Here is a 26,331-nt window from a genome sequence, read left to right on the forward strand (position 1 = left end):
ACCGATCTGACGGACTTTTTATCACTTACACAATCATTCCGCACTTAAAGACCGATTTAAGCCTGTTATCCCTAAAATTCTACCTTAAGCCGATACATTAACGCAGAATGGCTCTTATTGTGTGCAAACTCGCAATCAGATACAACTGTCTATACCTATTCACTGTAAACATCTTGTTATTAATTTACTGTAAACTTCAGATTCACTGTAAACATTGGAGCCTATTTTGGTGCAAAATTTTGACAAAACTACCGTTATTGATGCGGCGAATGCCTTGCCAGGGCGACTCACACCAATGCCGGTCGCAACTCTCCATGTGGTGAATGGGCACTCTATGACACATGTCCCTGAGGGGATGGAGGTCGCCATCTTCGCCATGGGCTGTTTCTGGGGCGTCGAGCGCCTATTCTGGCAACAACCTGGCGTCTACAGTACTGCCGCAGGCTATTGCGGTGGCTTTACGCCGAATCCAACCTATCATGAAGTTTGTAGTGGCCGCACGGCCCATACCGAAGCCGTTCGTGTTGTCTTTGATCCGGCCATCATCAGTTATAAGCAACTATTGCAGATTTTCTGGGAAAATCACGATCCGGCTCAGGGAATGCGTCAGGGCGGGGATGTTGGAACACAATATCGTTCAGCTATTTACGTTTTAACCCCTGAACAGCAAATGCAGGCTCAAGAGAGCCAAGCCTTGTTCCAGCAAGCCATGGAGCAAGCCGGTGATCGCCGGGTAATTACCAGTGAAGTGGCGGTTGCACTGCCGTTTTATTATGCCGAGGATGACCACCAGCAATATTTGCACAAAAATCCACATGGATATTGTGGTCTTGGTGGTATTGGCGTTTGTATGCCGCCTAATTTGTAAGGCTGGCGGGTGCTCATCGCGGCGGGCATCCCCAATGGCGTGGAGTTGCAGATAGGCAGCAAGTAACCTTACCTTGCAAAATCTGGGGATGAGCTGAGTAACGAACAGCGCTGCAACTTAAAGTAAGACGGGTTATACTATTCGGGCTGTTCACACGGCCCGATGGCGGCTTTCTGCCGTTATCTTTAAACAGTATTTTTTAACTCAAACAAATGTATGGCCTTCCTTACGATCGCCGGCGCGATTGTCGGTACGACACGGACAGATTATGTTAAACAGTATTTTACTGATTCTTTTTTTAATCGCGGTGAGTGCCTTTTTCTCATTATCAGAGATTTCATTGGCAGCTTCGCGCAAGATTAAACTAAAACTTCTGGCGGATGACGGTGACATCAACGCCTTGCGGGTACTTAAATTACAAGAGACTCCGGGGATTTTCTTCACCGTGGTCCAGATTGGCCTGAATGCTGTCGCCATTCTGGGGGGTATCGTCGGTGATGCCGCGTTTTCTCCTTCCTTTAAATTGGTGTTTGAGCGTTTCATGTCCCCAGAGCTTGCCGATCAGGTGAGTTTTATTTGCTCGTTTGTTCTGGTCACCAGCTTATTTATTCTATTTGCAGACTTAACCCCGAAACGCATCGGTATGATTTCACCTGAAGCGGTTGCCGTTCGGATCGTCAACCCGATGCGCTTCTGTCTGATGATTTGTCGCCCATTAGTTTGGTTCTTCAATGGGATGGCAAATTTGATCTTCCGCCTGTTCAAACTACCAATGGTGCGCAATGATGACATCACGTCAGATGATATCTATGCCGTCGTGGAAGCGGGGGCATTGGCTGGCGTGCTACGTAAGCAAGAACATGAATTGATCGAAAACGTGTTTGAACTGGAGTCACGTACCGTCCCTTCTTCAATGACCTCACGTGAAAGTGTGATTTATTTTGATCTGCGGGAAAGCGAAGACAGCATCAAAGAGAAGATTTCGACCCACCCACACTCTAAATTCCTGGTATGTGATGGCCATATCGATCAAGTTGTAGGTTATGTAGATTCTAAAGACTTGCTGAACCGAGTATTAGGCAACCAGAGTTTGGTACTGAGCAGTGGCGTACAAATTCGCTCGGCCCTGATTGTGCCAGACACATTGACACTCTCCGAGGCGCTGGAGAGCTTTAAAACCGCCGGTGAAGACTTTGCCGTTATCCTCAACGAATATGCTTTGGTGGTTGGTATCATTACCCTGAATGACGTGATGACCACGCTGATGGGGGATTTGGTCGGTCAGGGGCAAGAAGAGCAAATTGTTGCTCGTGATGAAAGTTCATGGCTGATTGAGGGCGGTACCCCGATTGAGGATGTCATGCGAGTGCTGCATATCGATGAGTTCCCGCAGTCTGGCAATTATGAAACCATCGGCGGCTTTATGATGTATATGCTGCGCAAAATTCCTAAGCGCACTGATTTCGTCAAATATGCCGGCTACAAGTTTGAAGTGGTCGATATCGATAGCTACAAAATCGATCAGCTGCTGGTAACTAAACTCAGTGACCTGCCAGCCCCCATCCTGCCAAAAGCCCCACACGAAAGCAGTGATGCTTAATGAAAGTTTAAATCAGTCATTATTTAAAACATTAGCGGCCCCAAAATAGGGGCCGCAATTAATTCTGTTCAGACTAATGTCATACCCAAAGCAATTATGTAAGAAGGGTATCAGCCTGCAAACGCATCACCTGACGATTAACCTCTGACATCACCTCAAAGTGGCGTTTATCCCTAACTTTCGGGATTAAAATCTTACCCTTGTCAAACTCAAAAGCCCCCATATCCTTGATATACAACCTCCCCCGGAAAAGCGTTTTGACATACATCGCCACTTTAGCCGGATTGTAACGTTGGAAGATCCTCATTGTTTTACTTCCCTCCCATGACATCAATACGCCCCCTCTTGCGCCTTAACGACCAAGATCACAGGTAACGTAATATAATTGCAGAGTAATAGACCTAGAGTATGGCGTTAAGTTCCGCCAAAACCAGTCATTACTGCTGGATTTACATAAAATTACAGAGTCATACAGAGATAATGAGACTTAATAGCAGAATAACCATCTAGTAAGTATAGGAAATAAATACTTTAGCGAAACAGGACAGACCTCTGATCTGCACCTATTATTGGAAAACTGATGCCCAAAAGGTTTCAAGATGCAGGAAAGAGCTAACAAACCTGCAATTTGAAAAATTACGGGCAACCCTGCATGCGGGGCTTAGTGCCCGATATTACCCATAAGATCCTACAAGGACATACCATGATAAAAAATAGCCTGCTTATACTGTCACTACTGCTCACACCGCTAATGGCCTGCGCTCACTCCCTGCAAATCAACCAGCGTGTACCGCCGGTGGGTGTCAGCGATAAAGGCGAATTAAATTATGATAAAGCTACTGATCAGTTTAGCTACAAAAACTGGAATAGCTCGCAACTGCCCGGCAAAGTGCGTGTGATCCAACATATTGCTGGCCGCACCTCGGCAAAAGAGCTGAACGCCCCCTTAGTGGAAGCCATTAAGCACGCTAATCTGCCACACGAACATTACCAAACGACGACAATCGTCAATACTGATGACGCCATCATCGGTACAGCAGTGTTTGTACGTAACAGTATTGAAAGTAATAAGCGCGACTTTCCCTGGTCACAGTTTGTGGTCGATAGCGACGGGAATGTCAAAAAAGCCTGGGGTTTGGCGGAGAAAGGCTCTGCAATTGTGGTGTTAGACTCACAAGGGAATGTGAAATTTGCCAAAGATGGCGCATTGACACCGCAGGAAGTGCAGCAGGTGATCGATCAATTGCACCAATTGGTGAAACAGTAATCGCGCCTCAGACTTGAAGCGGCTGTAATTTGTTGCGTGGCACACACCTGATTCAGGTGCGTGCCACCTACCGGTAACGACAAGCTCTTTGGCTATGCCGTTAGAATAACGACACTCTAAAACCGGGGTTCAGGAAAGATTCACGAGGGGTATAAGAGAGTGGTTTACCCTGCCAGTCGTTAACCAATGCTCCGGCTGCTATGGCTACCGCATGCCCAGCGGCGGTATCCCATACATTGGTCGGCCCAAAGCGCGGATACAGTTGCGCCTTCCCTTCCGCCACCAGACAAAACTTGAGTGACGAACCAACTGATACGGTCTGATGCTCACCTAACTGTGATAAATAGTCTTCCAGTTCAGCATCGCTGTGGGAACGGCTGACGACCACTAACGGCGGCAGTGCAGCACGCACTTGAATCTGCATCCGCCTGCCACACTCCTCTTTCCACGCCTGGCCGTTCTCAGCGCTGTACATCACTTCAGTCACCGGCGTGTATACCACGCCAAGCACAGGAACGCCTTGGTCAATCAACGCAATATTAACGGTAAACTCACCATTGCGGTTCAAAAACTCTTTAGTGCCATCCAGCGGATCAACCAGCCAGTAACGCTGCCAATGTTGGCGCACCGCCCAAACCGGAGGATCTTCTTCAGACAACAGTGGGATATCGGGAGTCAGTGCCGCCAATCCGGCTTTGATAATCTGGTGAGCGGCAAGGTCAGCCGCTGTCACTGGCGAATCATCTTTCTTATGGGTCACATCAAGGGGCTTCTCACCCTGATAGACCGCCATAATCGCCACGCCTGCGTCGCGGGCCAACTGGCAAATTTGCTCTAACATCATCCACCCCTTGGTATTATGAGTCGTGCCGGATACTGATAGTGGTTGTTTAAATTAATAGTGATTGTTTAGACCGATAGAGGCTCTTGTTACTCGTTCGCCATATATACAGTTTAGAACGCAAACGTAAAAATTAATTATCTATGTCTAATAGATTTCAAGATGAAGACAGCAAGCGCAACCCGCAGGCCTGCAAGTTGCAAGATAGCGGGTAGATGCTTTCAATCATCAGGGTTGCAGACTAATAAGATTCCTGGCAAATAGCCATCACTGTAGGTAACTGCCAATAAAATCAGTGGGATTAACCTGTCGCAACTGTGAACTTATGCGCGTTATCCCCTGGTCTTTTCTGCCAAACTTCACACTTTGTTGTAGCAATTAATTAAAGTTACATATTCTTTTGCGATACATGTCGAATAGATTTTAATGGAGAAAGCCATGATCACGCGTCCGCTGACGTTATCTCTTCTTGCCAGCCTGATTGCTGTCGCGACCTCAATGTCTGTAGCAACTGCTGCCACCATTGATTTGCGGGTATTGGAAACCACCGACCTGCACAGCAATATGATGGATTTTGATTACTACAAAGATAAACCTACTGAAAAGTTTGGTCTGGTGCGCACCGCAAGCCTGATTAGCGCAGCCCGCCAACAAGCGACTAACAGTGTACTGGTGGATAACGGTGACCTGATTCAAGGCAGCCCGCTTGGTGACTATATGGCAGCCAAGGGATTGAAAGCCGGAGAAATTCACCCGGTCTACAAAGCAATGAATACGCTGGATTATGCCGTGGGGAATATCGGTAACCATGAGTTTAACTATGGTCTGGACTATCTGAAGAAATCGCTGGCTGGCGCAAAATTCCCCTATGTGAATGCCAACGTGATTGATGTGAAAACCGGTAAGCCGCTGTTCCAGCCTTACCTGATTGTTGACACACCAGTGCAAGATCGTGAAGGTAAAACCCATAACTTGCGCATTGGTTATATTGGTTTTGTCCCGCCACAAGTGATGATATGGGATAAAGCGAACCTGAGCGGGAAAGTGACCGTTAACGACATCACCGAAACAGCCAAAAAATGGGTACCTGAAATGCGCAAGCAAGGTGCTGATTTGGTGGTGGCTATCCCGCACTCCGGGCTTTCCAGTGACCCTTATAAAACCATGGCGGAAAACTCAGTTTATTATCTCAGCCAGGTTCCGGGGATCGATGCCATCATGTTCGGTCACGCCCATGCCGTTTTCCCAAGTAAAGATTTTGCCGCCATCAAAGGTGCTGATATCGCTCAAGGCACCTTAAATGGTATTGCAGCAGTGATGCCGGGCCAGTGGGGTGATCACCTGGGGGTGGTTGATTTCGTCCTGAATAATGATAAAGGCCCATGGCAAGTTACTGAAGCCAAAGCTGAAGCGCGCCCGATCTACGATAAAACAGCACAAAAATCGCTGGCAATCGAAGATGCCAGTCTGGTGAAAGTGCTCGCAGCAGACCATCAGGGTACTCGTGATTTCGTCAGTCAGCCGATCGGCAAAGCATCGGACAATATGTACAGCTATCTGGCACTCATCCAAGATGACCCGACAGTGCAGATTGTGAACAATGCTCAACGCGCCTATACCGAACACTTTATTCAAGGCGACCCTGATTTAGCCAATCTGCCGGTGCTCTCTGCCGCCGCCCCCTTCAAAGCCGGCGGGCGTAAAAATGATCCCGCCAGTTTTGTTGAAGTGGAAAAAGGTGAACTGACCTTCCGTAATGCCGCCGATCTCTATCTGTATCCGAACACTCTGGTGGTGGTGAAAGCCAGTGGGGCGGAAGTTAAGCAATGGTTAGAGTGCTCTGCCGCACAATTTAATCAAATTAATGTGACCAACAGTAAGCCACAGTCGTTGATTAACTGGGATGGCTTCCGCACTTATAATTTTGATGTTATCGATGGCGTGAAATATGAAATCGATGTCAGTCAACCTGCGCGCTATGACGGCGAATGCGCACTGATCAACGATAAAACCGAACGGATTAAAAACCTGACATTTAATGGTAAACCTATCGATCCGAAAGCCACATTCCTGATTGCGACCAACAATTATCGGGCTTATAGCGGTAAATTTGCCGGTACGGGTGATAAGCATATTGCATTTGCGTCTCCTGATGAAAACCGGGCGGTACTGTCGGCTTACATCAGTGCTGAAACCAAGAAACACGGGCAAGTTACCCCACAGGCTGATAATAATTGGCGTCTGGCAACGATCGACAGTAAACAACCACTGGATATCCGCTTTGAAACGTCACCCAGTGCCAAAGCCGCTGAATTTATCAAGCAAAAAGCACAGTACCCGATGAAAGCACAAGGTACTGATGAAATTGGCTTTGCCGTTTATCAAATCGACTTACAGAACAAATAATCTCGGATAACAGCGCTTCAACGCGCTGTTACTTTTCACAAGTACCTCTTTGTGGTTATATCGCAATCTATAACATGTATTTATTATGCATGTTATAGATATTTAACTACTCAATGAGGTGTCATTATGGATTACCGCAATCAGTCTCTCGGTGCTCTGGCTATCGCTATCCCACGAGCCACAAAATTATTCCGTCATCACCAGCTCGATTTCTGCTGTGGTGGTAAACAGACTCTGCTACGGGCAGCCAATAAGCTGAACCTGGATATCGATGAGCTGGAAGCACAACTGAATGCCTTGCAATCCGAACCTCAGTCATCTGAAGATTGGCAACAGCAGCCGCTGGCTAATATCATCGATTTTATTATCAGCCGCTACCACAACCGCCATCGTGAGCAGTTACCGGAATTAATTCTGATGGCTGAAAAAGTTGAACGGGTACACGGCGAGAAACCGGCCTGTCCGCGTGGACTGGCGGTTGAACTTACTGCAATTTTAGAAGAGCTAACCCAGCATATGTACAAAGAGGAGCAAATTCTGTTCCCAATGATAACCCGTGGTATGGGGTCTCAGGCTAGTGGGCCGATATTTGTGATGGAAGCAGAACACGATGCGGTCGGGCAGCAGCTAGAAGTGGTAAAACAGTTAACACAAAATGTCACCCCACCAGAAGGGGCCTGCAATACCTGGCGGGCACTCTACACCGGTATCAATGAATTCATAACTGATCTAATGGAACATATTCATCTGGAAAACAATTTGCTATTTCCGCGTGCCCTAAAAGGCGAATAATCTCGCCATTGGTCATGACCGGCATCAATAAATGCAAAAGGGCGACATTACGCCGCCCTTTCTGGTTTCACCGCATACAGGAATTACAGAATTTCCAGCAGTTCCACTTCAAACATCAATGCGCTGAATGGTGGAATAGTTGCACCCGCGCCACGCTCACCATAAGCCAGGCCGTGCGGGATGTATAACTTCCACTTAGAACCTACTGGCATCATGGATAAGGCTTCAATCCAGCCAGGAATAACACCACTAACCGGGAATTCTGCTGGCTGGCCACGTTCAACTGAGCTATCAAATACCGTACCGTCAACCAGACGGCCTGTATAGTGCACACGAACACGGTCCTGGCGGGATGGGATCGGGCCATCACCTGCCTGCAACACGGAGAACTGTAAGCCAGACTCAGTGGTGGTCACATCATCACGCTTGGCATTTTCTTCTAAGAAGGTTTTGCCTTCTTCTACCAGAGCTTGCTGGCGCTCAACACGCACTTTATCAGCCTTTTCGTGCACTTCTTGTAGTGCGCGATGTATCACATCAACCGGGACGGTCGGTGCATTCCCTTCCATCGCGTCACGCAAACCTGCCAACAGTGCTTCTGGCAATAAACCTTCCAGCCCGGACTCTTGCAATTGCTGCCCGATTTGTAAACCAATTCCGTAGCTCGCTTGCGCTTCAACGCTATCAAAAGAAGGGGTTGTCATGGATTTTCCTTTAGTCACTCATCATATTGAAGCTGCCAGCATAACAGCAGCAGGGGAGCGCGGTAAAATCTTGCATCGTGAATGATGACTTTTGTCGAAGAAAAAGAAACAATGACGCCCTGTGCGTGGATCGCGTTAAATGGCTCAAGTCAGTGATTCGGGTAATTAAAAGCGGCCAACAAACCTGTAGTTTGAAAGGTAACGGGGATAAGGGTATATACTTAGAAGCCTATGGGGTTACCGCCCATATTTAATTTTATGTTGTTTTACGTTGTTGAAGAGAGGTCACCATGGGCAGAATCGCGCCCAGGAGAAGAAAGAATAATCGGGTTTATCAGCCACTGCTGCATACCTGGCTGACGATTAGGCAGAAGATCATGCCGGATCCTAAAGCTACCGATGAACAAAACCTGATGCCTGAAATCAGTGCGCCCGAGCATACAGCCTCTGCGGAGGACGTTATTACTACTGAAGATAGCGTTTCTGCAAACGGTAATGTGCCACCTGAATCCGTGGCAAGCGCCACAGTAGAAAAAGGGATCAAAGGTCTGCTGCTGAAAATCTGGCATTTGCCGGACAGTTTCGAATGGATGGAACCTTTGCCTCTGTTCCATCGCCGCTGGGTTATTGTCGCCACCGCTGTATTGCTGCTGGCACTGCTGTGGCCCGCATCGCGGGATAACACCAACCTTTCCTTCCCAGTGAGCGCGCCGTCCACCAGCGTGCCGCTACAAGCCCAATTACAGGGTAATCTTGATGCTCCGCCACCTCCAACGGTGGCGGCTCCCGAACCACCTGCTTTGGCGCAGGGAAATTGGCAAAGTTATCAAATTCAATCAGGGAAAACGCTGGCACAGTTATTCCGTGATAATAATCTGCCGGTCAATGAAGTTTTTGCGATGGCACAGGTTGAAGGTAACGATAAGCCATTGAGTAACCTGAAAGCTGGGCAAGAAGTCAAAATTATGTTGGATGCACAAGGCGTAGTCGCCGCGCTGGCCATTGAAACCACCAATAATACAGAAGTGCTGTTTACCCGACAGAGCGATGGCAGTTACCGCCGTGACCGTTAATCGCTGCCATCGATAACCACTTTTGACCTACCCCTTACCTTCTTTGATATTGTCACGTTGTCTCTCCCGAATTAGGTTGTTTTCTGGATGGTTGACGCCATCCACCATTGCTAACCACATTCGTATACCCAACAGATTTCAAGATGCAGCCAAGCGACAAGCGCATAGAACCCGATGAGCTTCCCCAAGAGTCATGACTGTCGCCAACACACCAGTAGCCTGAAAGATAGCGGGTAGAAATAGAGGGAGTGACTATGATATGAAATACAAATTACCTTTCTTAATGCTATTCACATCGTTTAATACCTTAGCTCAGTTGCATTGCCCACCAGTGGATACGATTAAACAGACTGGTGCAGTTTATAGTGCACCTGCAGCTGGTAATGAAGAATGGATTGGCATGTTACAAGGTACCCTTCCACCCAACAGTTCAGTTAAAAATTTTAGTGAAGCGCTGATCATCATTGATAGTGATAAAAACAACATCGTGGGACAAGGTGAGTTTCAGAAGTGTACCTATAACTTGCAGGCGCAAGGTAGGCAGATAGATATGTTCTACGGTAATAAGACTTGGTCAGTATCGATCAGTGGGCAACCACTCTGGGTATACCAACAAAATCCTTTTCTGGAAATTTACCAATGTTCAGGTGTTGCCGCCGAAGAGTGCAAGTTTGATATTTTAGCGCCGGGTTAAGTTTTTCGTGTTGAGCCAACATGCAGATGACTATTTTCATCAATCACCAAATAGCAAAACGCCAGCACGAGGCTGGCGTTTTAGCAGGTTAACAGCAGCGTAACTTACGCTTCTGCAACCACGATCACGTTCAGTTTAGCGAACACGTCGCTGTGTACCTGGAAGTGAACTTCATGATCACCTGTGGTACGCAGAACGCCATTCGGCAAACGAACTTCGCTCTTGGTAACTTCAACGCCAGCCGCAGTTACTGCGTCAGCGATATCACGAGTACCGATAGAGCCGAACAGTTTGCCTTCATCGCCAGATTTAGAAGCGATGGTGACGCTGCCCAGTTCGTTAATTTTGGTTGCGCGAGCTTCAGCAGCAGCCAGAACGCCAGCCAATTTGGCTTCCAATTCTGCACGGCGTGCTTCAAAGAACTCTACGTTTTTCTTAGTTGCCGGAACAGCTTTACCTTGTGGAACCAGGAAGTTACGAGCATAGCCCGCTTTAACGTTCACTTGGTCACCCAGGCTGCCCAGGTTTGCTACTTTATCAAGCAGAATAACTTGCATTACCTTATCCTCTCAAAGTCGTTAATGGACAGTGGCCGATTACTGATGACGATCAGTGTACGGCAACAAAGACAGGTAGCGTGCGCGCTTGATACAACGGGCGAGCTGACGCTGGTATTTTGCGCGAGTACCGGTAATACGGCTCGGGACAATTTTACCACTTTCAGTGATATAGTTTTTCAGCGTAGCGATATCTTTATAATCAATCTCTACAACGCCTTCCGCGGTAAAACGGCAGAACTTGCGACGACGGAAATAACGTGCCATTTGGCTAGTCTCCAGAATCTATAAATTCAATCTGCTCGGCATGCAGAACCAATTTGTTCAGCCCATTGCGACCTTGATGGCAGCTAATGAAGCCTTCAACGGTTAACTGACTGCCGACCGTTATACTGTGAGTTAATGCTTGTGACTTTTGTCCGCTGACAATAACCGGCATTCTGCACCATGTTTGTCGGCTAAATCCGGCTTCCTGCTGTGTTGATCGGTGCTCAAGCACAAATTGACAATGCGGAATCCCAGAAGGACTTACTTTTCGTACTGGCGTCTTGCACACTGTGCCAGAAAGTACCAGACGATTAGTGGTCACCACAGCAATTACTCTTCAGAATCCCCAGCTTCAGAATCATCATTGGCTTCTGACGCGAAGTCGTGACGCTCACGGCGTTCGTCTTTCGCTTTAACCATTGGTGATGCTTCAGTTACCGCGTGTTTAACGCGCATAACCATGCTACGGATAACGGCGTCGTTGAAGCGGAAGTTTGTTTCCAGCTCATCGATCGCTTCCTGCGGGGCTTCAACGTTCAGCAGAACGTAGTGAGCTTTGTGCAGTTTATTGATCGGGTAAGCCAGTTGACGGCGGCCCCAGTCTTCCAGACGGTGGATCGTACCAGCAGCATTAGTGATAGTTGCACTATAGCGCTCGATCATGCCCGGAACCTGTTCGCTTTGGTCAGGATGGACCATAAAAACGATTTCGTAATGACGCATCGATTATTGCTCCTTACGGATTATTCAGCCTCCTGATAGGGTCAACCGCGGCCCATGGAGGCAAGGAACGTGTTTGTGTGCGGCTGAAAAATGACGCGTAACTATACTTGCGGGCGGTTTGAAACTCAAGGACTGACGGGGATTTATTCTTGTTCTGGCTCTTACTTCGCTAAAAAGGCATTTTTTGTTCATTAAATAACCAATGGATGTAGATCCATTAGTCTATTAAATCTTTCAATAAAATCATTGGCTCAGTGAAAATATCATTCACTTTTTTTGACCAAGTGAATCAATTACTACGTATTTTTAAATTAACAAAAGCGACTAGAATTATTTACATCCACCGCAAAACAAGCGGTAGCGCTAATCGAAAGTTATTCAAAGTATATAAACATACCCTAAATAATTCGAGTTGCAGGAAGGCGGCAACTGAGCAAATCCTCAGAAGCTTACACCAGTAAGTGACTGGGGTGAACGAAGGCAGCCAACGCGCCTGCTACTTGAAGTATGACGGGTATAAGATATTGGAGTCACCTATGAAACACACTCTCATCATCGCAGCCACAGTCAGTTTGCTCCTATCCGCCAACACGTTTGCCGCCACAGAAATCAGCCGCCAGGAAGCGATGCAGCAGCAGCGTGTCAGTATCGGCGAGATTTCTCTTAACCATAATGTGGTTTCACCGGATGACGCCGTGGCACAAATTAGCAAAATGGCTGATGAACGCGGCGCAACGGCATACCACATTACTCAGATGCATGAGCCGGGTAGCAACACCTCAATTCGGGTAAATGCTGAGATTTACCGTTAGACCCAGCAGTAAAGATACAACACCAGTGAATACGACGACCAACAACCAAAAAAAGCCCTTCGATATGCCCTTGCCCCCAGACCTCTGGGGGCTTTTTTATAAGTGCCTGCTGAAGAATGTGACTCCGGCCTTTAATGCACTTGGGGTAATTTTGTGACCAATACCGGCCTCGGTAATATAGGTTAGCTGATTATCGCGCCCGCTTGCCCTTAACGCCTGCACCAATCGCGTACTTTCTGCCGCTGGCACCACTTCATCAGCCTCACCATGCCAGACCAATAATGGCCGCTCTGCAATTTTTTCTAACTGATGGCTCAGTTCATAAGCAGCCAGTGGCGCTAAACGACGTTCAAATTCAGCCGCGTTGACCGGCTGCCCCGCCGCCAATGGTGGAAACAACGTGCGAGCCAGTGAGGTAAAATCACCTGAACCCATAAAATCGGCGGCCACTTTCACCCACGGATAGCGAGCAAACGCCCCCAATGTGGTCATACCGCCCATTGATGCACCCGCTACGCCAATGCGATCACCGTCAATCAATCCAGCTTGTTGATAATGTTGTTTAATCGCAGGCAACTCATCAATGTTCGATTTCAGAATCTCCCAGAAATAGGATAAGCGCTGTGATTCATCACCGTTAAACCGCGCACCGTGCATATCCGCATCTGGCAATAGGGTGCGGAAACCAGCTTGTGCGAAGGCATAGGCGAAGTAGGAATAGACCTCTTTTGATGAGGTGTAGCCATGATAGAAAAAAATGGTCGGTAGCGGCTGCTGGCGTTTGCCCGTAGGGGCAGCATGAATCACCTCAATACCATTAATATTTTCCAGCGATATCTCAATCATGGCAAAAAATCCTTTATTGATCAGGCGGAGCATAAACAGGAAAAACCAGCGTAATATACCCAAAGAACAAGGCAGTGTGCCAAAATGAGGATATAAAGTCTTAAATCAATTTCTTCCAAGATATTACGCTTCATCTTGGGATTTTACGGTAACTGCGCCGTTGATAACGAGGCAATAAATGAAGATAAAACGTGTGATGGGGGTTTTACTGCTGGCGCTCGGGCTTTCGGGTTGTAGTGTTTTTCATACGACACCAGCCCCCCCTCCTGCAATCCAGCCTTACGCACAGGAAATTACCCGCGCCCAGAGCCTTAATTTGCAAAAAGTAGGCACCGTCTCAGCGCAGGTATTTGGTAGCCCGATGGATATAGAAGCCGAAATTCAACGTAGGGCTAATGCCAGTGGCGCGCCCTACTATTTGATTATTATGTTGTCCGACAGCATTTATCCCGGCACCTGGTATGCCAATGCGCTGCTATATAAATAATTTATTGGCGCTGCGGGGTGTGCTGATTTCCCTATTGAAAACCGCTGCTGCGACTGAGCAGTAGCGCGCAAACCGCTTCCGGCAGCATATATTGATCACGGTGATCCAACGTCATGCGGCACCAGGCATCGACCAGTGGGGGTGAGGCAAAACGCAGTAACTGAGAAGCACAACACAGATCGAACAGTTGCTGGGTTAATGCCCGCCCTTGTTCCTCTTTGGGGTTTTTCAGCCGCTGCTGTAATTGCCGCCAAGCACGATCAAACAATCGATTCTGCCCGCGAACCGGATAGAACTCTTGCTGTAGCATCTCGATGGCTGCCGGTAGTTTGCGAAATGTGCGCAGCACATCAAGGCACATGATATTGCCGGAACCTTCCCAAATACTGTTTACCGGCATTTCACGATAGAGCCGTGGCAGTTCACTCTGCTCACAATAGCCAATCCCACCCAGCACCTCCATCGCTTCGGCAACAAACCCACTGCCTTGCCCACATACCCGATATTTAGCCGCAGGGGTGAGTAGACGGCTAAATATTTGCTCATGAGCCTCATCTGACTTTTCCCAGGCGCTAGCTAAGCGCATCAGCAGTGCCGTATGCCCCTCCAGACGCAATGCCATGCGGCTCAGCACTTGCCGCATCAAAGGTTGGTCTACCAGTGGCTTACCAAAGGCCTGCCGCTGCCACGCATGATACAGCGCGACGGAGAAGGCACGCCGCATCAGACCATGGCTACCGAGTGCACAATCAAAACGGGTATAGCCCCCCATTTTCAAAATTTGGCGCACACCGTCGCCCTCATCCCCCAATAACCAAGCAGTTGCATTATCAAACTCAACTTCACTGCTGGCATTAGAGCGGTTGCCAAGTTTATCTTTCAGCCGTTCTAATCGAATGGCGTTATAGCTGCCATCCGGTAATATTTTAGGCAGAAAGAAGCAGGATAACCCCCCATCGGTCTGCGCCAACACCAGGTGTGCATCACTTTGTGGTACCGAGAAAAACCACTTGTGCCCCACCAGACGATAAGCCTCACCATTGCCCCGCCCCTCCAGCGGCTCAGCCCGGGTAGTATTACTGAGTACATCGGAGCCACCCTGTTTTTCTGTCATGCCCATTCCTATCAACAAGCCCCGTTTCTGGCTACCAATGGACTGATGGGGATCAAAGCGATCAGAAAGTAGTGGCGATAGCCAGTTTTGAAATAGTGGTGGGAGTGTTTGCTGTAGTAGTGGGATAGCACCAAAGGTCATGGTTATTGGGCATAGCGACCCGGACTCTACCTGTGCATGTAAGATAAAACGCGCCGCACGGGCAGCAAAAGAACCGATTCGTGCATCTTCCTGCCATGGCAGATTATGCAGGCGATGATTGACCAACTCCTGCATTAACACATACCAAGCAGGATGAAATCGCACTTGGTCCAAGCGCTGCCCGGCAGCATCATAGCGCAATAACTCAGGAGGATTGGTGTTTGCCAGCCGCCCAAGTTCAAGAGACTCCGATGATCCCAATTGTAGCCCGATCAAAGAGAGAGTCTCTCCATCCCAACCAGCGTGTTCACGCATCACGGCTTCCCGCAACGCCATGTCAGACAAAAATAAATTACTGTTCGACAATGGCTCCGGCTGATTGAAAACCAAGTGAGTCTGCCACTCCATACCTTCCTCCATTTCGGTATTCTATCCTTCGTACCTGAAGCCGCAGGGGTGTTAGCTACGCTTGCTCACCCGAATCACTTACCATCGTGCGTTCATCGGGACTCGTTCACTTGCCGCCTACCTGCAACTTCAGTTACTTTGGATATAACTGTACCATCGGCATTCATCAATCAGGGTTAAGTATGGTGCAGGCGCAAATTTTTGCTGGCAGGCTCATCACAAACGGGGATGAAAGCCCTATATATCACTGATGATTTAATTAAAATCCCTATAAAAAAGCCAGCATCCGTGAATGCTGGCTTTCTGAATTCAATAGCAAAAGAGATATTACGCTTTCAATGCCCGCTGACGCACAACTTCAAATAAACAAACCCCAGTGGCAACCGAGACGTTTAGCGAAGAAACCGTACCCGCCATCGGAATGCTGATCAGTTCATCGCAATGCTCACGGGTCAAACGGCGCATGCCTTCACCTTCAGCCCCCATCACCAGCGCCATCGGGCCGGTCATTTTGCTTTGATACAAGGTGTGGTCTGCTTCACCGGCAGTGCCGACAATCCAGACATTGTGCTCTTGCAGTAACCGCAGGGTGCGCGCCAGATTAGTCACTTTAATCAATGGCACATTTTCCGCCGCACCACTGGCCACTTTTTTGGCAATAGCATTAAGCTGCGCTGAGCGATCCCGTGGCACAATAACCGCATGGACACCGGCGGCATCGGCGCTACGCAAGCATGCCCCGAGATTGTGCGGGTCAGTGACACCATCCAGTACCAGCAAGAACGGCATATCCACGCTTTCCAGCAGGGCAGGTAAGTCATTTTCCTGATACTGACGCCCTTCACGCACTCGCGCGACGATCCCCTGATGGACACCGCCTTCAACCTGGGAGTCCAGCCATTGGCGGCTAGCCACCTGAATCACTAAACCGGCAGCTTCCAGTTCCGCGACCAAAGGTTGCAGACGACGATCGTCACGACCCTTCAGAATAAAAACTTCCAGGAAGCGTTGCGGATCATTGTCTAGCAGGGCTTTGACGGCGTGAATACCGTAAATAATTTCGCTCATGATGCTCTTTTATAAATGATTAAGTATTAATAAGTAAACGAATGCGGGTGACCAAAGCCACCCGACAATCAGCAGGCCATTACTGGTCGCTGCTGGTTTTCTTCTTCGCGCGCTTGGCCTTGGTGGCGGCGGCAATTTTTTTGGTTTTAGCGGACGCTCGTTTTGCTTTCGCTTTGGCTTTTTTCTCAGCCAGCGCTTTATCGTCCAGTTTAGCGGCTGCATCCGCTGGGCGGAATGCACTATCCGGCTCGAAGTTCACTGGTTTTTTTGCACGACGAGGCCGTTGCTGCCCACCACCGGCTGGCGCGCCATCACGGCGCGGAGCACCAGATGAACTGCCACGCCCACCACGACCGGTTGAGGTATCACGCATCGTGCGCTGCCCATCAGCCTTCTTCGCCTTATCTCGGGCTGTTTTACCCTCACCACGCGGCTTACGGGTACTGGAAACCAGAGCAAAGTCAATTTTTCGCTCATCCATATGTACCGCCTCGACCCGAATTTCTACGGTATCACCCAAGCGGTAAACCTGACCTGAGGATTCACCGATCAGACGCTGGCCGATGTTGTCGTAACGGTAATAGTCATTATCCAGGCTGGAAACATGCACCAAACCATCAATAAACAGATCATCCAGACGCACGAAGAAACCAAAACCGGTAACACTGGCAATGATCCCCGTGAAGACTTTACCAACCTGATCCTGCATAAAATCACACTTCAGCCAGTCCGCTACGTTACGGGTAGCTTCATCAGCGCGGCGTTCAGTCATTGAGCAGTGTTCGCCCAATTGCAGCATATCTTCGTACTCACTGTGCCAGCCACCGGTAGGTGTCCAACGCTCTTTCTGATTGCCTTGCTCTTTGGCGAGCTGGTACTTGATAGCGCGGTGCATTGCTAAGTCAGGATAACGGCGGATTGGTGAGGTGAAATGACCATAAGAGGCCAGCGCCAGACCAAAGTGACCCCGGTTTTCTGGATCGTAAATCGCCTGCTTCATTGAGCGCAGCAACATGGTTTGCAGCATCTCATGATCCGGGCGATCAGCAACTTCATCCATCAGTACGGCGTAATCTTTCGGCTCTGGCTTCAAGCCACCACCTAAGGTCAGGCCCAGCTCATTCAGCACGCTACGCAGTGCGGAGATATGGTCATCACTTGGGCGGTCATGCACACGGAACAATGCGGGTTCGTTGTGTTTTTCGACAAAACGAGCAGCAGAGATATTCGCCAAAATCATGCACTCTTCAATCAACTTATGCGCGTCATTACGCACCGTCGATTCAATACGTTCAATGCGCCGTTCCGCGTTGAAGATAAACTTGGCTTCTTCGGTTTCGAACGCGATACCACCACGCTCAGCACGGGCCTGATCCAGCGCCTTGTACATGGTATGCAGTTCTAACAGATGCGGTACCAACGGCTTATATTGCTCACGCAGCGTCTCTTCACCATCAATAATCCGCCACACTTTGGTGTAGGTCAGACGAGCGTGGGAACTCATCACCGCTTCGTAGAACTTATACGACGACAGCTTACCTTGGGAAGAGATGGTCATCTCACACACCATACACAGGCGGTCTACCTGCGGATTCAGGGAGCAAAGACCATTTGATAGCACTTCCGGTAACATCGGAACCACTTGCGATGGGAAGTAAACCGAGTTACCACGGTTGCGAGCTTCATCATCAAGCGCGGTGCGTGGGCGCACATAATAGCTAACATCAGCAATGGCCACCCACAAGCGCCAGCCACCACCACGTTTCTTCTCGCAGTAAACTGCATCATCGAAGTCGCGGGCATCTTCACCATCAATAGTGACCAATGGCAGATTGCGTAAATCCACCCGCCCTTTCTTCGCCTCTTCCGGTACTTGTTCTTTTAGGTCTGCCACTTGTTTTTCAACTTGTGGCGGCCAGGTATGGGGGATTTCATGGGTACGCAGTGCGATATCTACCGCCATGCTGGTGCCCATATTTTCACCGAGAACTTCAACAATCTTACCCACGGCTTTAGTCCGGCGGGTCGGGCGCTGGGTCAACTCGACCACCACCATATAACCCATCCGCGCACCGTTGATAGCTTCTGGCGGGATCAGAATATCAAAACTTAATCGACCATCATCCGGTACCACAAAACCAGTACCTGCATCGGTAAAGTAGCGGCCAACGATCTGGCTGGTTTTTGGTACTAATACGCGCACGATACGCGCTTCACGGCGACCTTTGCGGTCAGCACCAACTGCCTGGGCCAATACCACATCACCATGAATGGCGGTTTTCATCTGTTCTGCGGAGAGATACAGGTCGTCTTTACTGCCTTCAACACGTAAAAAGCCAAAACCATCACGGTGACCAATAACAGTCCCGCGCAGTAAGTCAAGGCGCTCCGGCAAGGCGTAGCACTGACGACGGGTGAAGATCAATTGCCCATCACGCTCCATGGCGCGCAGGCGGCGGCGCAGGGCCTCTAAAGGCTCTTCACCGGTTAAATTAAGTTCATTGGCCAGCTCTTCACGGCTGGCAGGTGTTTCGCGCTTCGCGAGATGAGCCAAAATGAATTCCCGGCTAGGGATCGGTGACTCATACTTCTCTGCTTCTCGTTCCAAGAATGGATCTTGTGACATTGCGGTTCCTCCGTTGCCATCAGCAGGTCTTATACCCTGCGTACTTGAAGCCGCAGGGGTGTTAGCTGCGCGCTCTCACCCGAATCACTTACCCGTGTAAGCTCATCGGGATTCGTTTACTGGCTGCCTACCTGCGACTCCAAGTTCTTTGGGTATATATGTCTTTGATTAAGCAAAAACCTACTCAACAAGTAATAATTTGTAGAGCGGGGAATTATCTTTGACCATGTCAGCCAAAGTATAGTTATCCAGCTCGTTAAGGAAACTCTGTACCGCCTGATTAAGTACTTGTTTCAGGCGACAAGCAGGTGTTATGTGGCAAAAATCACTACTGCAATTCACCAGAGACAACGGCTCCAGTTGGCGCACAACATCACCAATTCGAATCTGGTTAGCCGGTTTACCCAGCCGTATGCCACCATTTTTGCCTCGCACGGCGGTCACCAGCCCTACACGGCTCAACTGATTGATTATTTTAACCATATGATTGCGAGACACACCATAGACCTCAGTTACCTGAGAAATGCTGGTCATTTGGCCTTCCGGTAGCGAAGCCATATAAGTAAGCGCCCGCAAACCGTAATCAGTAAAACTTGTTAACTGCACGTATACCCCTGAGTATCAGTTTACCCGGCTTAAACCCATCTGAAATAACACTTTTTTGATCGGTTATAAGTGCGATTCTAAGCGCTATTTACATAACGTACACCCTAAATAATTCGCGTTACAGGAAGGCGGCAACTACACGGATCCCAGAGAGCTTACATCAGTAAGTGATTAGGGTGAACAAAGGCAGCCAAACGCACATGCAACTTGAAGTATGACGGATATATTCTTTGAATGATAAACCAGCCACAAAGCCTGCGGCTAATCATTTAGGTGAAGGGTGGAACTTTTGGTATAAAACGGCATATCCGAGGTCACTTCTGCATCTCATTATACCCAAAGTAACTGGCGTTACAGTTAACAATGTATGACCGGTATATACCCTAAATAATTCGAGTTGCAGGAAGGCGGCAAGAGAGACCCCCGATGAGCTTACATGAGTAAGTGATTCGGGTGATTGAACGTAGCCAACGCACATGCAGCTTGAAGTATGACGGGTATAAACAATAAACCGGACCTAAGCCCGGTTTATTGAAGTCTGAATTCTGACTATTTGGCGGTTAGCCGCTTAATCATAAATCAAACGGATCATGCGTCAAATGGGTCGCGCAGGATCATGGTTTCGTCACGGTCTGGGCCGGTAGAGATGATATCAACCGGAACACCGGTCAGCTCTTCTACACGTTTGATGTAGTTCAGGGCTGCCTGTGGCAACTTGCTGTGTTCTTTCACGCCAAAGGTGATTTCTGACCAGCCTGGCATGGTTTCGTAAATTGGCTCGATACCTTCCCAGCCTTCAGCAGCCAGTGGCGTCGTATCAACTTCGCGGCCATCAGGCATACGGTAGCCAACACACAGCTTCACTTCTTTCAGACCATCTAACACATCCAGTTTGGTCATACAGAAACCAGACAGGGAGTTGATCTGCACTGCACGACGCACTGCAACGATATCCAACCAACCGGTACGACGGCTACGGCCTGTTGTTGCGCCATATTCGTTACCTTGCTTACGCAGGAATTCGCCAGTTTCATCATTCAACTCGGTAGGGAATGGGCCTGCACCTACACGGGTGGAATAAGCTTTAACGATACCCAAGACGTAATCAACATAACGTGGACCCAAGCCAGAGCCTGTGGCTACGCCACCCGCAGTGGTGTTAGATGAAGTTACATACGGATAAGTACCGTGGTCGATGTCCAACAAGGTGCCTTGTGCGCCTTCGAACATGATCAGATCACCACGCTTGCGGGCGCTGTCCAACAAGTCAGAAACATCAACCACCATGGCGGTCAAAATATCAGCAATAGCTAATACTTCATCCAGCACTGTTTGGTAGTCAACTGCATCAGCTTTGTAGTAATGCACTAACTGGAAGTTGTGGTAATCCACAATTTCTTTCAGTTTGATAGCGAAGGTTTCTTTGTTGAACAAATCGCCTACGCGCAGACCACGGCGGGCAACTTTGTCTTCATAAGCAGGACCGATACCACGACCAGTAGTACCAATCGCTTTTTCACCACGGGCTTTTTCACGCGCATTATCCAAAGCCACATGATAAGGCAGGATTAATGGGCATGCTTCGGAGAGTAACAGTCGCTCACGTACAGGCACACCGCGTGCTTCAAGTTCTGTCATCTCTTTCATTAAAGCGTCAGGTGCCAATACAACACCGTTGCCGATGATGCTGGTTACGTTTTCACGCAGAATACCTGAGGGAATTAAATGAAGAACGGTTTTCTCACCGTTGATAACCAAAGTATGGCCAGCGTTGTGACCACCTTGATAGCGCACAACATAATTAGCCCGTTCAGTCAGCAGGTCAACGACCTTGCCCTTACCTTCGTCACCCCATTGGGTGCCCAGTACGACGACGTTCTTACCCATCTCAAAAATCACCAGGTTGCTTAAAAAAGGATTCTAACATCTCATTCGGCTGCTTTCAGTACTTTTTAGCACATAACTGGACATTTTTTGTGCTTACATTCAGCCACCCATGCGGCTACGCAACATGTAGTAGATAACAACGCCTGCAACCACTAATCCACCACCAAAACGGCGCAAAGTGGCATCGGGTAATTGGGTCATGGCCTGAATCATTTTGCGCCAGGCTTTGGGATATAGCATCGGGCCAAGCCCTTCCAGCACCAAAACCAAGCCCAATGCTAATAAGATGGTTGAATTCATTGTTTGTCTCAAATGGAAAAGGCCCGCGTGAACGGGCCTTACTGTTACGATCAAAACATGCTGTAACGACAGCCGTTATGGACGTTTACTGGAGTTATCCGGCGACTTCATATAACGGAAGAAATCGCTATCAGGGCTAAGAACCATCACATCATTGCCGCTGTTAAAGCTGTTTTCATACGCACGTAAGCTACGAATGAAGGCATAGAAGTCTGGGTCTTTACTGAATGCGTCAGCAAACAGACGGGCTGCTTCTGCATCACCGCCACCACGAGTAATACGCGCCTGACGTTCTGCTTCTGCCAGTGTACGTGTTACTTCATAGTCAGCCGTTGCACGCAATTTCTCTGCTTCTTCCTGACCTTGTGAACGATGACGACGGGCTACCGCTTCACGTTCAGCACGCATACGTTGGAAGATAGCATCAGAAACCTCAGCCGGTAAGTTGATCTGCTTGATTCGCACGTCAACGACCTCAATCCCCAGCGCCGCCATACTGTTCGGGTTAACCGCAGGCTGTTTGCCACGGGTTTCCTGCTCAACACGGGCTGCCGCAGAGGCAATTGCATCATCAGCTTCAGTAGTAACAGCTTCATCACCCACACTACCGGTGTTCAGCGCATCACGAACATCTGAAGTTAAACGCCCACGTGAGTCAGTCACGATGTCACGCACGTTCAAGCGACCAATTTCAGAACGCAAACGGTCACTAAACTTACGTTTCAACAGCACTTCAGCCTGAGAAACATCACCACCACCGGTGGCCAGATAGTAACGGCTGAAATCGCTGATACGCCATTTCAAATAGGAGTCAACAATCAGGTCTTTCTTCTCGTTGGTGACGAAACGGTCGGCCTGGTTGTCCATGGTTTGAATACGGGCATCCAACGTCTTCACTGTTTCGATAAACGGTATCTTGAAGTGCAAGCCTGGCGCATACACCAACGGCTTGTTATCACTATCACGTAATACCTTACCAAAGCGCAGCACGATACCGCGCTGGCCTTCCTGTACCACAAACAGCGAAGCGTAGAGTGCGATTAACACCACAACGACGATAAGTAAAAAAGACTTACGCATTGGTTATTCTCTCCCTACGCGAGTGGAAGTATCACGCTGAGCATTCGCCCGGCGCTGATCCATGATAGAGCCACTGGTTGAGCTGGTATTAGTGTTGCTGGCACCAGACTCTTGACTGCTATTAGCAGAGGAAGGCGGATTCAAACGAATCAGACTTGTATCTTTGTTGCCATCCGCTTTATTTGCATCAGTGCCTTGGCCGCGCAGCATTTGGTCCAGCGGCAACACCATCAGACTGTTACCTTTGTCACTCGCCAGTACTTTGCGGGTATGACCGAGAACCTTCTCCATCGTTTCGATGTACAGGCGCTCACGGGTAATTTCCGGTGCCGCTTTATACTCAGGCAACAACTTGGCAAACCCAGCAACCTCACCCTGCGCTTCCAACACTTTCCGAGCGGAGTAAGCACGCGCATCTTCTAACAGACGCTGCGCTTGACCATTTGCTCGTGGCTGGACTTCGTTGGTGTAGGCTTCCGCTTCACGAATATACTGTTGTTCGTTTTCACGGGCAGCAATCGCATCATCAAATGCCGCTTTAACTTCTTCTGGCGGACGCGCCGCCTGGAAGTTAACGTCCAGCAGCGTTATACCCATCTTGTATGGACGAATAGTTTCTTCCAGTACTCGTTGAGTATCGCTACGAACGATAGTACGACCTTCGGTGAGGATCTTGTCCATGGTGTATTTACCAATAACACCACGCACTGCGCTGTCAGTTGCCTGACGCAAGCTGTCATCCGGGTTAGTCACGCTAAACAGATAAGCGGCCGGATCAGTCACGCGGTACTGCACGTTCATTTCGATGCGAACCACGTTCTCATCAGAGGTCAGCATCACGCCGGATGCGGCTAATTCACGGACCGATTCAACGTTAACCGGAGTGACTTCGTCGATAAAGGTTGGTTTCCAGTTCAAACCAGGCTGCACAATGTGGCTTAATTTACCCAAGCGAGTAACAACACCGCGCTCAGCTTCTTTAATTGTATAGAAGCCACTTGCCGCCCAGATAACCACAACCGCAACCACAGCAATACCCACAATCCGGCCACTGAAACCAGGGCCTTTTGTTGTACCACTGTTATCATTGCCGCCGCTGCCACCACCTTTACCACCGAGGCTACTCAGTTTTTTGCTCAGTTTTCGGAAGATATCATCCAGATCAGGCGGCCCTTGGTCACGACCACCTTTATTATTGTTATTTCCGCCAGAGTTGCCGCCATTATTATTGCTGCTCCCCCACGGATCGCGGTCCTGTCCGTTATTACCGGGCTGATTCCACGCCATGTTTTAGCTCCATTCTTCTATGATTGGTTTTCTTCAGGCCAAGAGCACATGCCAAAGAAGCTGGCTCTTAATCTCACAAAAAAGGTCAAGTAATCAAATAATTAGCCACGCCGACTAATTAATAATATAACTGACCAAATCTTGCTCTTGTTTACAGAGACGACGCCAATCAACGATAGGCATTCTTACCACCATACCGACGTTCCCGTCCTCGTCTATCCACTCTTTTTCAATTGCCTGAAGCTGGTAAAAACGGCTACGTAGACGACCTGCCTGAGGCGGCAAACGTAATTCAAAGTGTGCGATCTCACCTGAAAGACGTTCCGTCAACGCTTGAAAGAGCAACGGGATCCCTGCGCCGGTTTGGGCTGAAAGCCAAACTCTGACTGGCAGATTGTCTTCGTTGCGATCAATTCGCGGAACAAAATCATCCAACAAATCAATTTTATTCATTACTAATAATGTAGGTATTTCATCCGCCTCTATTTCTGCCAAAACAGAATTGACTGCGGCTATATTCTCAGTTACCCGAGGGTCTGCTGCATCAATAATGTGTAACAGTAATGAGGCTTGCCGTGTTTCTTGTAATGTCGCTTTAAAAGCAGCGACCAAATCATGCGGCAAATGCCGGATAAAACCTACCGTATCCGCCAACACTGTATCGCCCACATCAGCCACACTAATACGGCGTAAAGTAGGGTCCAGCGTGGCAAATAATTTGTCAGCCGCATACACATCGGCTGCCGTAATTTTGTTAAACAGGCTGGACTTACCGGCATTGGTATATCCCACCAAAGATACTGTCGGAATTTCAGCACGGGTACGCGCACGCCGCCCTTGCTCACGCTGCTTTGCTACCCGCTCCAAACGGCTCAAAATCAAGCTGATACGGTCGCGTAACAAACGGCGGTCGGTCTCCAACTGGGTTTCACCTGGCCCTCTTAGGCCAATTCCCCCCTTTTGACGCTCAAGATGCGTCCAGCCACGTACCAAACGGGTCGCAATATGGCGTAATTGCGCTAATTCGACCTGTAATTTACCTTCATGGGTACGGGCCCGTTGGGCAAAAATATCTAAGATTAGCCCAGTACGATCAATGACCCGACACTCACACAAACGCTCAAGATTTCGCTCTTGCGCTGCGGAAAGGGCATGATCAAACAAGACGACAGACGCGCCACTGGCTTTCACCGCGTCAGCAATTTCTTCGGCCTTTCCTTCACCGACAAAATACTTAGGGTGTGGTGCTTTGCGACTACCCGTCACAATTTGCAAAGCCTCTACGCCCGCAGAAGATACTAGCGCTTCGAACTCACGCAGGTCCTCTGAGTTTTTGTCTTGCGAGAAATAGATATGAACCAGTACGGCCTGCTCACCGGCTTCATAGCGGTCAAACAAACGTGCAACCTCTCAAACGGATTAAAACCGCTAGTGCGGAGAACATAAACCCGAATCCGTTGTTTATGTTCCCCGTCATGGTCGACCAGCAATGCGCTTTATTCAGCGTCATCGCTATCCTGCTGCGGTTGTTGCGGCGCAGACGGATTACTACCATGATAATTATTGGTGCTTCCACTCGGCGTATTGCTGTGATGCGAAACCGGGCGAGAAGGCACTACAGTAGAGATGGCGTGTTTATAGACCATCTGGCTGACTGTGTTTTTTAACAGAATGACAAACTGATCAAAAGACTCAACTTGGCCCTGCAGTTTAATGCCATTCACTAAATAAATAGAAACCGGAACCCGTTCACGACGCAATGCGTTCAGGAACGGATCTTGCAAAGATTGCCCCTTAGCCATTCTATATTTTCCTTATTTGCTTGTTGTTTTTAACTAAGAACCTATCGGCTCGAAAATAAACTGCGTAAAAAAAAT

General features: G+C 48.8%; 27 protein-coding genes. 9 read left to right on the forward strand and 18 right to left on the reverse strand.

The window, feature by feature from the left end; all coding sequences use genetic code 11:
- Nucleotides 1-229 precede the first annotated feature (229 nt).
- Together msrA and paeA are read left to right on the forward strand one after the other, a co-directional pair.
- Entirely contained in the window at nt 230-868 is a 639-nt protein-coding gene (gene msrA / locus EL015_RS19130; protein WP_072103891.1) for a peptide-methionine (S)-S-oxide reductase MsrA, read from the forward strand.
- Between the two features lie 268 nt (nt 869-1,136).
- Nucleotides 1,137-2,468 carry a polyamine export protein PaeA gene (gene paeA / locus EL015_RS19135; RefSeq protein WP_005186376.1) on the forward strand — a complete coding sequence of 444 codons (1,332 nt, stop codon included), beginning with the start codon at nt 1,137-1,139 and terminating at the stop codon, nt 2,466-2,468.
- A 94-nt stretch (nt 2,469-2,562) separates the two neighbouring features.
- Here paeA and EL015_RS19140 read toward each other — a convergent pair whose 3' ends face one another.
- Nucleotides 2,563-2,775, reverse strand: coding sequence for a DUF1107 domain-containing protein (locus tag EL015_RS19140; RefSeq protein ID WP_032906682.1), 213 nt, complete (start codon nt 2,773-2,775; stop codon nt 2,563-2,565).
- Between the two features lie 396 nt (nt 2,776-3,171).
- On the opposite strand from EL015_RS19140, the gene EL015_RS19145 reads away from it, so the two are divergent.
- The gene (locus EL015_RS19145) at nt 3,172-3,735 is read left to right on the forward strand and encodes a YtfJ family protein (RefSeq protein WP_032906631.1); all 564 of its coding nucleotides are present in this window, start codon (nt 3,172-3,174) and stop codon (nt 3,733-3,735) included.
- Nucleotides 3,736-3,835: 100 nt separating this feature from the next.
- On the opposite strand, the gene cysQ is transcribed toward EL015_RS19145, so the two are convergent.
- On the reverse strand, nt 3,836-4,576 hold the full coding sequence (gene cysQ, locus EL015_RS19150) for a 3'(2'),5'-bisphosphate nucleotidase CysQ (RefSeq protein ID WP_032906630.1): 741 nt from the start codon (nt 4,574-4,576) through the stop codon (nt 3,836-3,838).
- Between the two features lie 426 nt (nt 4,577-5,002).
- Here cysQ and EL015_RS19155 point away from each other — a divergent pair, with 426 nt between their 5' ends.
- Both EL015_RS19155 and ytfE read left to right on the forward strand, forming a co-directional pair.
- Complete coding sequence (locus EL015_RS19155) at nt 5,003-6,982, forward strand: bifunctional 2',3'-cyclic-nucleotide 2'-phosphodiesterase/3'-nucleotidase (RefSeq protein WP_005186363.1); 1,980 nt, start codon at nt 5,003-5,005, stop codon at nt 6,980-6,982.
- A gap of 126 nt (nt 6,983-7,108) precedes the next feature.
- Complete coding sequence (gene ytfE / locus EL015_RS19160) at nt 7,109-7,774, forward strand: iron-sulfur cluster repair protein YtfE (RefSeq protein ID WP_005186359.1); 666 nt, start codon at nt 7,109-7,111, stop codon at nt 7,772-7,774.
- A gap of 83 nt (nt 7,775-7,857) precedes the next feature.
- On the opposite strand, the gene EL015_RS19165 is transcribed toward ytfE, so the two are convergent.
- Entirely contained in the window at nt 7,858-8,478 is a 621-nt protein-coding gene (locus EL015_RS19165; protein ID WP_032906628.1) for a BamJ family beta-barrel-assembly machinery protein, read from the reverse strand.
- 290 nt (nt 8,479-8,768) lie between these two features.
- Here EL015_RS19165 and EL015_RS19170 point away from each other — a divergent pair, with 290 nt between their 5' ends.
- Nucleotides 8,769-9,551 carry a LysM-like peptidoglycan-binding domain-containing protein gene (locus tag EL015_RS19170; RefSeq protein WP_005186350.1) on the forward strand — a complete coding sequence of 261 codons (783 nt, stop codon included), beginning with the start codon at nt 8,769-8,771 and terminating at the stop codon, nt 9,549-9,551.
- Nucleotides 9,552-9,810: 259 nt separating this feature from the next.
- Entirely contained in the window at nt 9,811-10,245 is a 435-nt protein-coding gene (locus EL015_RS19175; RefSeq protein WP_042568689.1) for a DUF3757 domain-containing protein, read from the forward strand.
- Between the two features lie 104 nt (nt 10,246-10,349).
- Here the strand turns inward: EL015_RS19175 and rplI are convergent, their stop codons facing one another.
- The 4 genes from rplI to rpsF are packed head-to-tail and all read right to left on the reverse strand — an operon-like array spanning nt 10,350 to nt 11,792.
- On the reverse strand, nt 10,350-10,802 hold the full coding sequence (rplI, locus tag EL015_RS19180) for a 50S ribosomal protein L9 (RefSeq protein WP_005186343.1): 453 nt from the start codon (nt 10,800-10,802) through the stop codon (nt 10,350-10,352).
- 39 nt (nt 10,803-10,841) lie between these two features.
- Nucleotides 10,842-11,069, reverse strand: coding sequence for a 30S ribosomal protein S18 (rpsR, locus tag EL015_RS19185; protein WP_002210155.1), 228 nt, complete (start codon nt 11,067-11,069; stop codon nt 10,842-10,844).
- Between the two features lie 4 nt (nt 11,070-11,073).
- Nucleotides 11,074-11,394 carry a primosomal replication protein N gene (gene priB, locus EL015_RS19190; protein WP_049613473.1) on the reverse strand — a complete coding sequence of 107 codons (321 nt, stop codon included), beginning with the start codon at nt 11,392-11,394 and terminating at the stop codon, nt 11,074-11,076.
- 5 nt (nt 11,395-11,399) lie between these two features.
- Entirely contained in the window at nt 11,400-11,792 is a 393-nt protein-coding gene (rpsF, locus tag EL015_RS19195) for a 30S ribosomal protein S6 (protein ID WP_002210153.1), read from the reverse strand.
- 536 nt (nt 11,793-12,328) lie between these two features.
- Between rpsF and EL015_RS19205 the strand changes: the two genes are divergently transcribed.
- Complete coding sequence (locus EL015_RS19205) at nt 12,329-12,604, forward strand: YdgH/BhsA/McbA family protein (protein ID WP_005193284.1); 276 nt, start codon at nt 12,329-12,331, stop codon at nt 12,602-12,604.
- Between the two features lie 96 nt (nt 12,605-12,700).
- Here EL015_RS19205 and yjfP read toward each other — a convergent pair whose 3' ends face one another.
- Nucleotides 12,701-13,450 carry an esterase gene (gene yjfP / locus EL015_RS19210; protein WP_032908030.1) on the reverse strand — a complete coding sequence of 250 codons (750 nt, stop codon included), beginning with the start codon at nt 13,448-13,450 and terminating at the stop codon, nt 12,701-12,703.
- 178 nt (nt 13,451-13,628) lie between these two features.
- Here yjfP and bsmA point away from each other — a divergent pair, with 178 nt between their 5' ends.
- Complete coding sequence (bsmA, locus tag EL015_RS19215; RefSeq protein ID WP_005193286.1) at nt 13,629-13,937, forward strand: biofilm peroxide resistance protein BsmA; 309 nt, start codon at nt 13,629-13,631, stop codon at nt 13,935-13,937.
- Nucleotides 13,938-13,968: 31 nt separating this feature from the next.
- Here bsmA and EL015_RS19220 read toward each other — a convergent pair whose 3' ends face one another.
- The 10 genes from EL015_RS19220 to hfq form a co-directional block, all read right to left on the reverse strand.
- Nucleotides 13,969-15,612 carry an isovaleryl-CoA dehydrogenase gene (locus EL015_RS19220; protein ID WP_005193287.1) on the reverse strand — a complete coding sequence of 548 codons (1,644 nt, stop codon included), beginning with the start codon at nt 15,610-15,612 and terminating at the stop codon, nt 13,969-13,971.
- A gap of 315 nt (nt 15,613-15,927) precedes the next feature.
- Nucleotides 15,928-16,668 carry a 23S rRNA (guanosine(2251)-2'-O)-methyltransferase RlmB gene (rlmB, locus tag EL015_RS19225; protein ID WP_005193288.1) on the reverse strand — a complete coding sequence of 247 codons (741 nt, stop codon included), beginning with the start codon at nt 16,666-16,668 and terminating at the stop codon, nt 15,928-15,930.
- Nucleotides 16,669-16,747: 79 nt separating this feature from the next.
- On the reverse strand, nt 16,748-19,294 hold the full coding sequence (gene rnr, locus EL015_RS19230; protein WP_032908031.1) for a ribonuclease R: 2,547 nt from the start codon (nt 19,292-19,294) through the stop codon (nt 16,748-16,750).
- A 180-nt stretch (nt 19,295-19,474) separates the two neighbouring features.
- Nucleotides 19,475-19,900 (reverse strand): nitric oxide-sensing transcriptional repressor NsrR, encoded by a 426-nt coding sequence (gene nsrR, locus EL015_RS19235; RefSeq protein ID WP_005193293.1) that lies wholly within the window; start codon nt 19,898-19,900, stop codon nt 19,475-19,477.
- Between the two features lie 588 nt (nt 19,901-20,488).
- On the reverse strand, nt 20,489-21,787 hold the full coding sequence (locus EL015_RS19240) for an adenylosuccinate synthase (RefSeq protein ID WP_032908015.1): 1,299 nt from the start codon (nt 21,785-21,787) through the stop codon (nt 20,489-20,491).
- 99 nt (nt 21,788-21,886) lie between these two features.
- A complete protein-coding gene (locus EL015_RS19245; protein WP_005193214.1) occupies nt 21,887-22,087 on the reverse strand; it encodes a DUF2065 family protein in 201 nt (66 codons plus the stop codon).
- A gap of 75 nt (nt 22,088-22,162) precedes the next feature.
- The gene (gene hflC, locus EL015_RS19250) at nt 22,163-23,167 is read right to left on the reverse strand and encodes a protease modulator HflC (protein WP_005193212.1); all 1,005 of its coding nucleotides are present in this window, start codon (nt 23,165-23,167) and stop codon (nt 22,163-22,165) included.
- A gap of 3 nt (nt 23,168-23,170) precedes the next feature.
- Entirely contained in the window at nt 23,171-24,454 is a 1,284-nt protein-coding gene (gene hflK / locus EL015_RS19255; RefSeq protein ID WP_005193209.1) for an FtsH protease activity modulator HflK, read from the reverse strand.
- 114 nt (nt 24,455-24,568) lie between these two features.
- Nucleotides 24,569-25,852 carry a ribosome rescue GTPase HflX gene (gene hflX / locus EL015_RS19260; protein ID WP_005193207.1) on the reverse strand — a complete coding sequence of 428 codons (1,284 nt, stop codon included), beginning with the start codon at nt 25,850-25,852 and terminating at the stop codon, nt 24,569-24,571.
- Between the two features lie 98 nt (nt 25,853-25,950).
- On the reverse strand, nt 25,951-26,256 hold the full coding sequence (gene hfq / locus EL015_RS19265; protein ID WP_002209151.1) for an RNA chaperone Hfq: 306 nt from the start codon (nt 26,254-26,256) through the stop codon (nt 25,951-25,953).
- Nucleotides 26,257-26,331: the final 75 nt, after the last annotated feature.

The sequence above is a fragment of the Yersinia intermedia genome (assembly GCF_900635455.1).
Classification (GTDB): Bacteria; Pseudomonadota; Gammaproteobacteria; order Enterobacterales; family Enterobacteriaceae; genus Yersinia; species Yersinia intermedia.

What these genes read in the sequence shown, in the direction of transcription:
- paeA (WP_005186376.1), top strand. Translation starts at nt 1,137, where the DNA reads ATGTTAAACAGTATTTTACTGATTCTTTTTTTAATCGCGGTGAGTGCC.
- EL015_RS19140 (WP_032906682.1), bottom strand. Translation starts at nt 2,775, where the DNA reads ATGAGGATCTTCCAACGTTACAATCCGGCTAAAGTGGCGATGTATGTC.
- EL015_RS19145 (WP_032906631.1), top strand. Translation starts at nt 3,172, where the DNA reads ATGATAAAAAATAGCCTGCTTATACTGTCACTACTGCTCACACCGCTA.
- cysQ (WP_032906630.1), bottom strand. Translation starts at nt 4,576, where the DNA reads ATGTTAGAGCAAATTTGCCAGTTGGCCCGCGACGCAGGCGTGGCGATT.
- EL015_RS19155 (WP_005186363.1), top strand. Translation starts at nt 5,003, where the DNA reads ATGGAGAAAGCCATGATCACGCGTCCGCTGACGTTATCTCTTCTTGCC.
- ytfE (WP_005186359.1), top strand. Translation starts at nt 7,109, where the DNA reads ATGGATTACCGCAATCAGTCTCTCGGTGCTCTGGCTATCGCTATCCCA.
- EL015_RS19165 (WP_032906628.1), bottom strand. Translation starts at nt 8,478, where the DNA reads ATGACAACCCCTTCTTTTGATAGCGTTGAAGCGCAAGCGAGCTACGGA.
- EL015_RS19170 (WP_005186350.1), top strand. Translation starts at nt 8,769, where the DNA reads ATGGGCAGAATCGCGCCCAGGAGAAGAAAGAATAATCGGGTTTATCAG.
- EL015_RS19175 (WP_042568689.1), top strand. Translation starts at nt 9,811, where the DNA reads ATGAAATACAAATTACCTTTCTTAATGCTATTCACATCGTTTAATACC.
- rplI (WP_005186343.1), bottom strand. Translation starts at nt 10,802, where the DNA reads ATGCAAGTTATTCTGCTTGATAAAGTAGCAAACCTGGGCAGCCTGGGT.
- rpsR (WP_002210155.1), bottom strand. Translation starts at nt 11,069, where the DNA reads ATGGCACGTTATTTCCGTCGTCGCAAGTTCTGCCGTTTTACCGCGGAA.
- rpsF (WP_002210153.1), bottom strand. Translation starts at nt 11,792, where the DNA reads ATGCGTCATTACGAAATCGTTTTTATGGTCCATCCTGACCAAAGCGAA.
- EL015_RS19205 (WP_005193284.1), top strand. Translation starts at nt 12,329, where the DNA reads ATGAAACACACTCTCATCATCGCAGCCACAGTCAGTTTGCTCCTATCC.
- yjfP (WP_032908030.1), bottom strand. Translation starts at nt 13,450, where the DNA reads ATGATTGAGATATCGCTGGAAAATATTAATGGTATTGAGGTGATTCAT.
- bsmA (WP_005193286.1), top strand. Translation starts at nt 13,629, where the DNA reads ATGAAGATAAAACGTGTGATGGGGGTTTTACTGCTGGCGCTCGGGCTT.
- EL015_RS19220 (WP_005193287.1), bottom strand. Translation starts at nt 15,612, where the DNA reads ATGGAGGAAGGTATGGAGTGGCAGACTCACTTGGTTTTCAATCAGCCG.
- rlmB (WP_005193288.1), bottom strand. Translation starts at nt 16,668, where the DNA reads ATGAGCGAAATTATTTACGGTATTCACGCCGTCAAAGCCCTGCTAGAC.
- rnr (WP_032908031.1), bottom strand. Translation starts at nt 19,294, where the DNA reads ATGTCACAAGATCCATTCTTGGAACGAGAAGCAGAGAAGTATGAGTCA.
- EL015_RS19240 (WP_032908015.1), bottom strand. Translation starts at nt 21,787, where the DNA reads ATGGGTAAGAACGTCGTCGTACTGGGCACCCAATGGGGTGACGAAGGT.
- EL015_RS19245 (WP_005193214.1), bottom strand. Translation starts at nt 22,087, where the DNA reads ATGAATTCAACCATCTTATTAGCATTGGGCTTGGTTTTGGTGCTGGAA.
- hflC (WP_005193212.1), bottom strand. Translation starts at nt 23,167, where the DNA reads ATGCGTAAGTCTTTTTTACTTATCGTCGTTGTGGTGTTAATCGCACTC.
- hflK (WP_005193209.1), bottom strand. Translation starts at nt 24,454, where the DNA reads ATGGCGTGGAATCAGCCCGGTAATAACGGACAGGACCGCGATCCGTGG.
- hfq (WP_002209151.1), bottom strand. Translation starts at nt 26,256, where the DNA reads ATGGCTAAGGGGCAATCTTTGCAAGATCCGTTCCTGAACGCATTGCGT.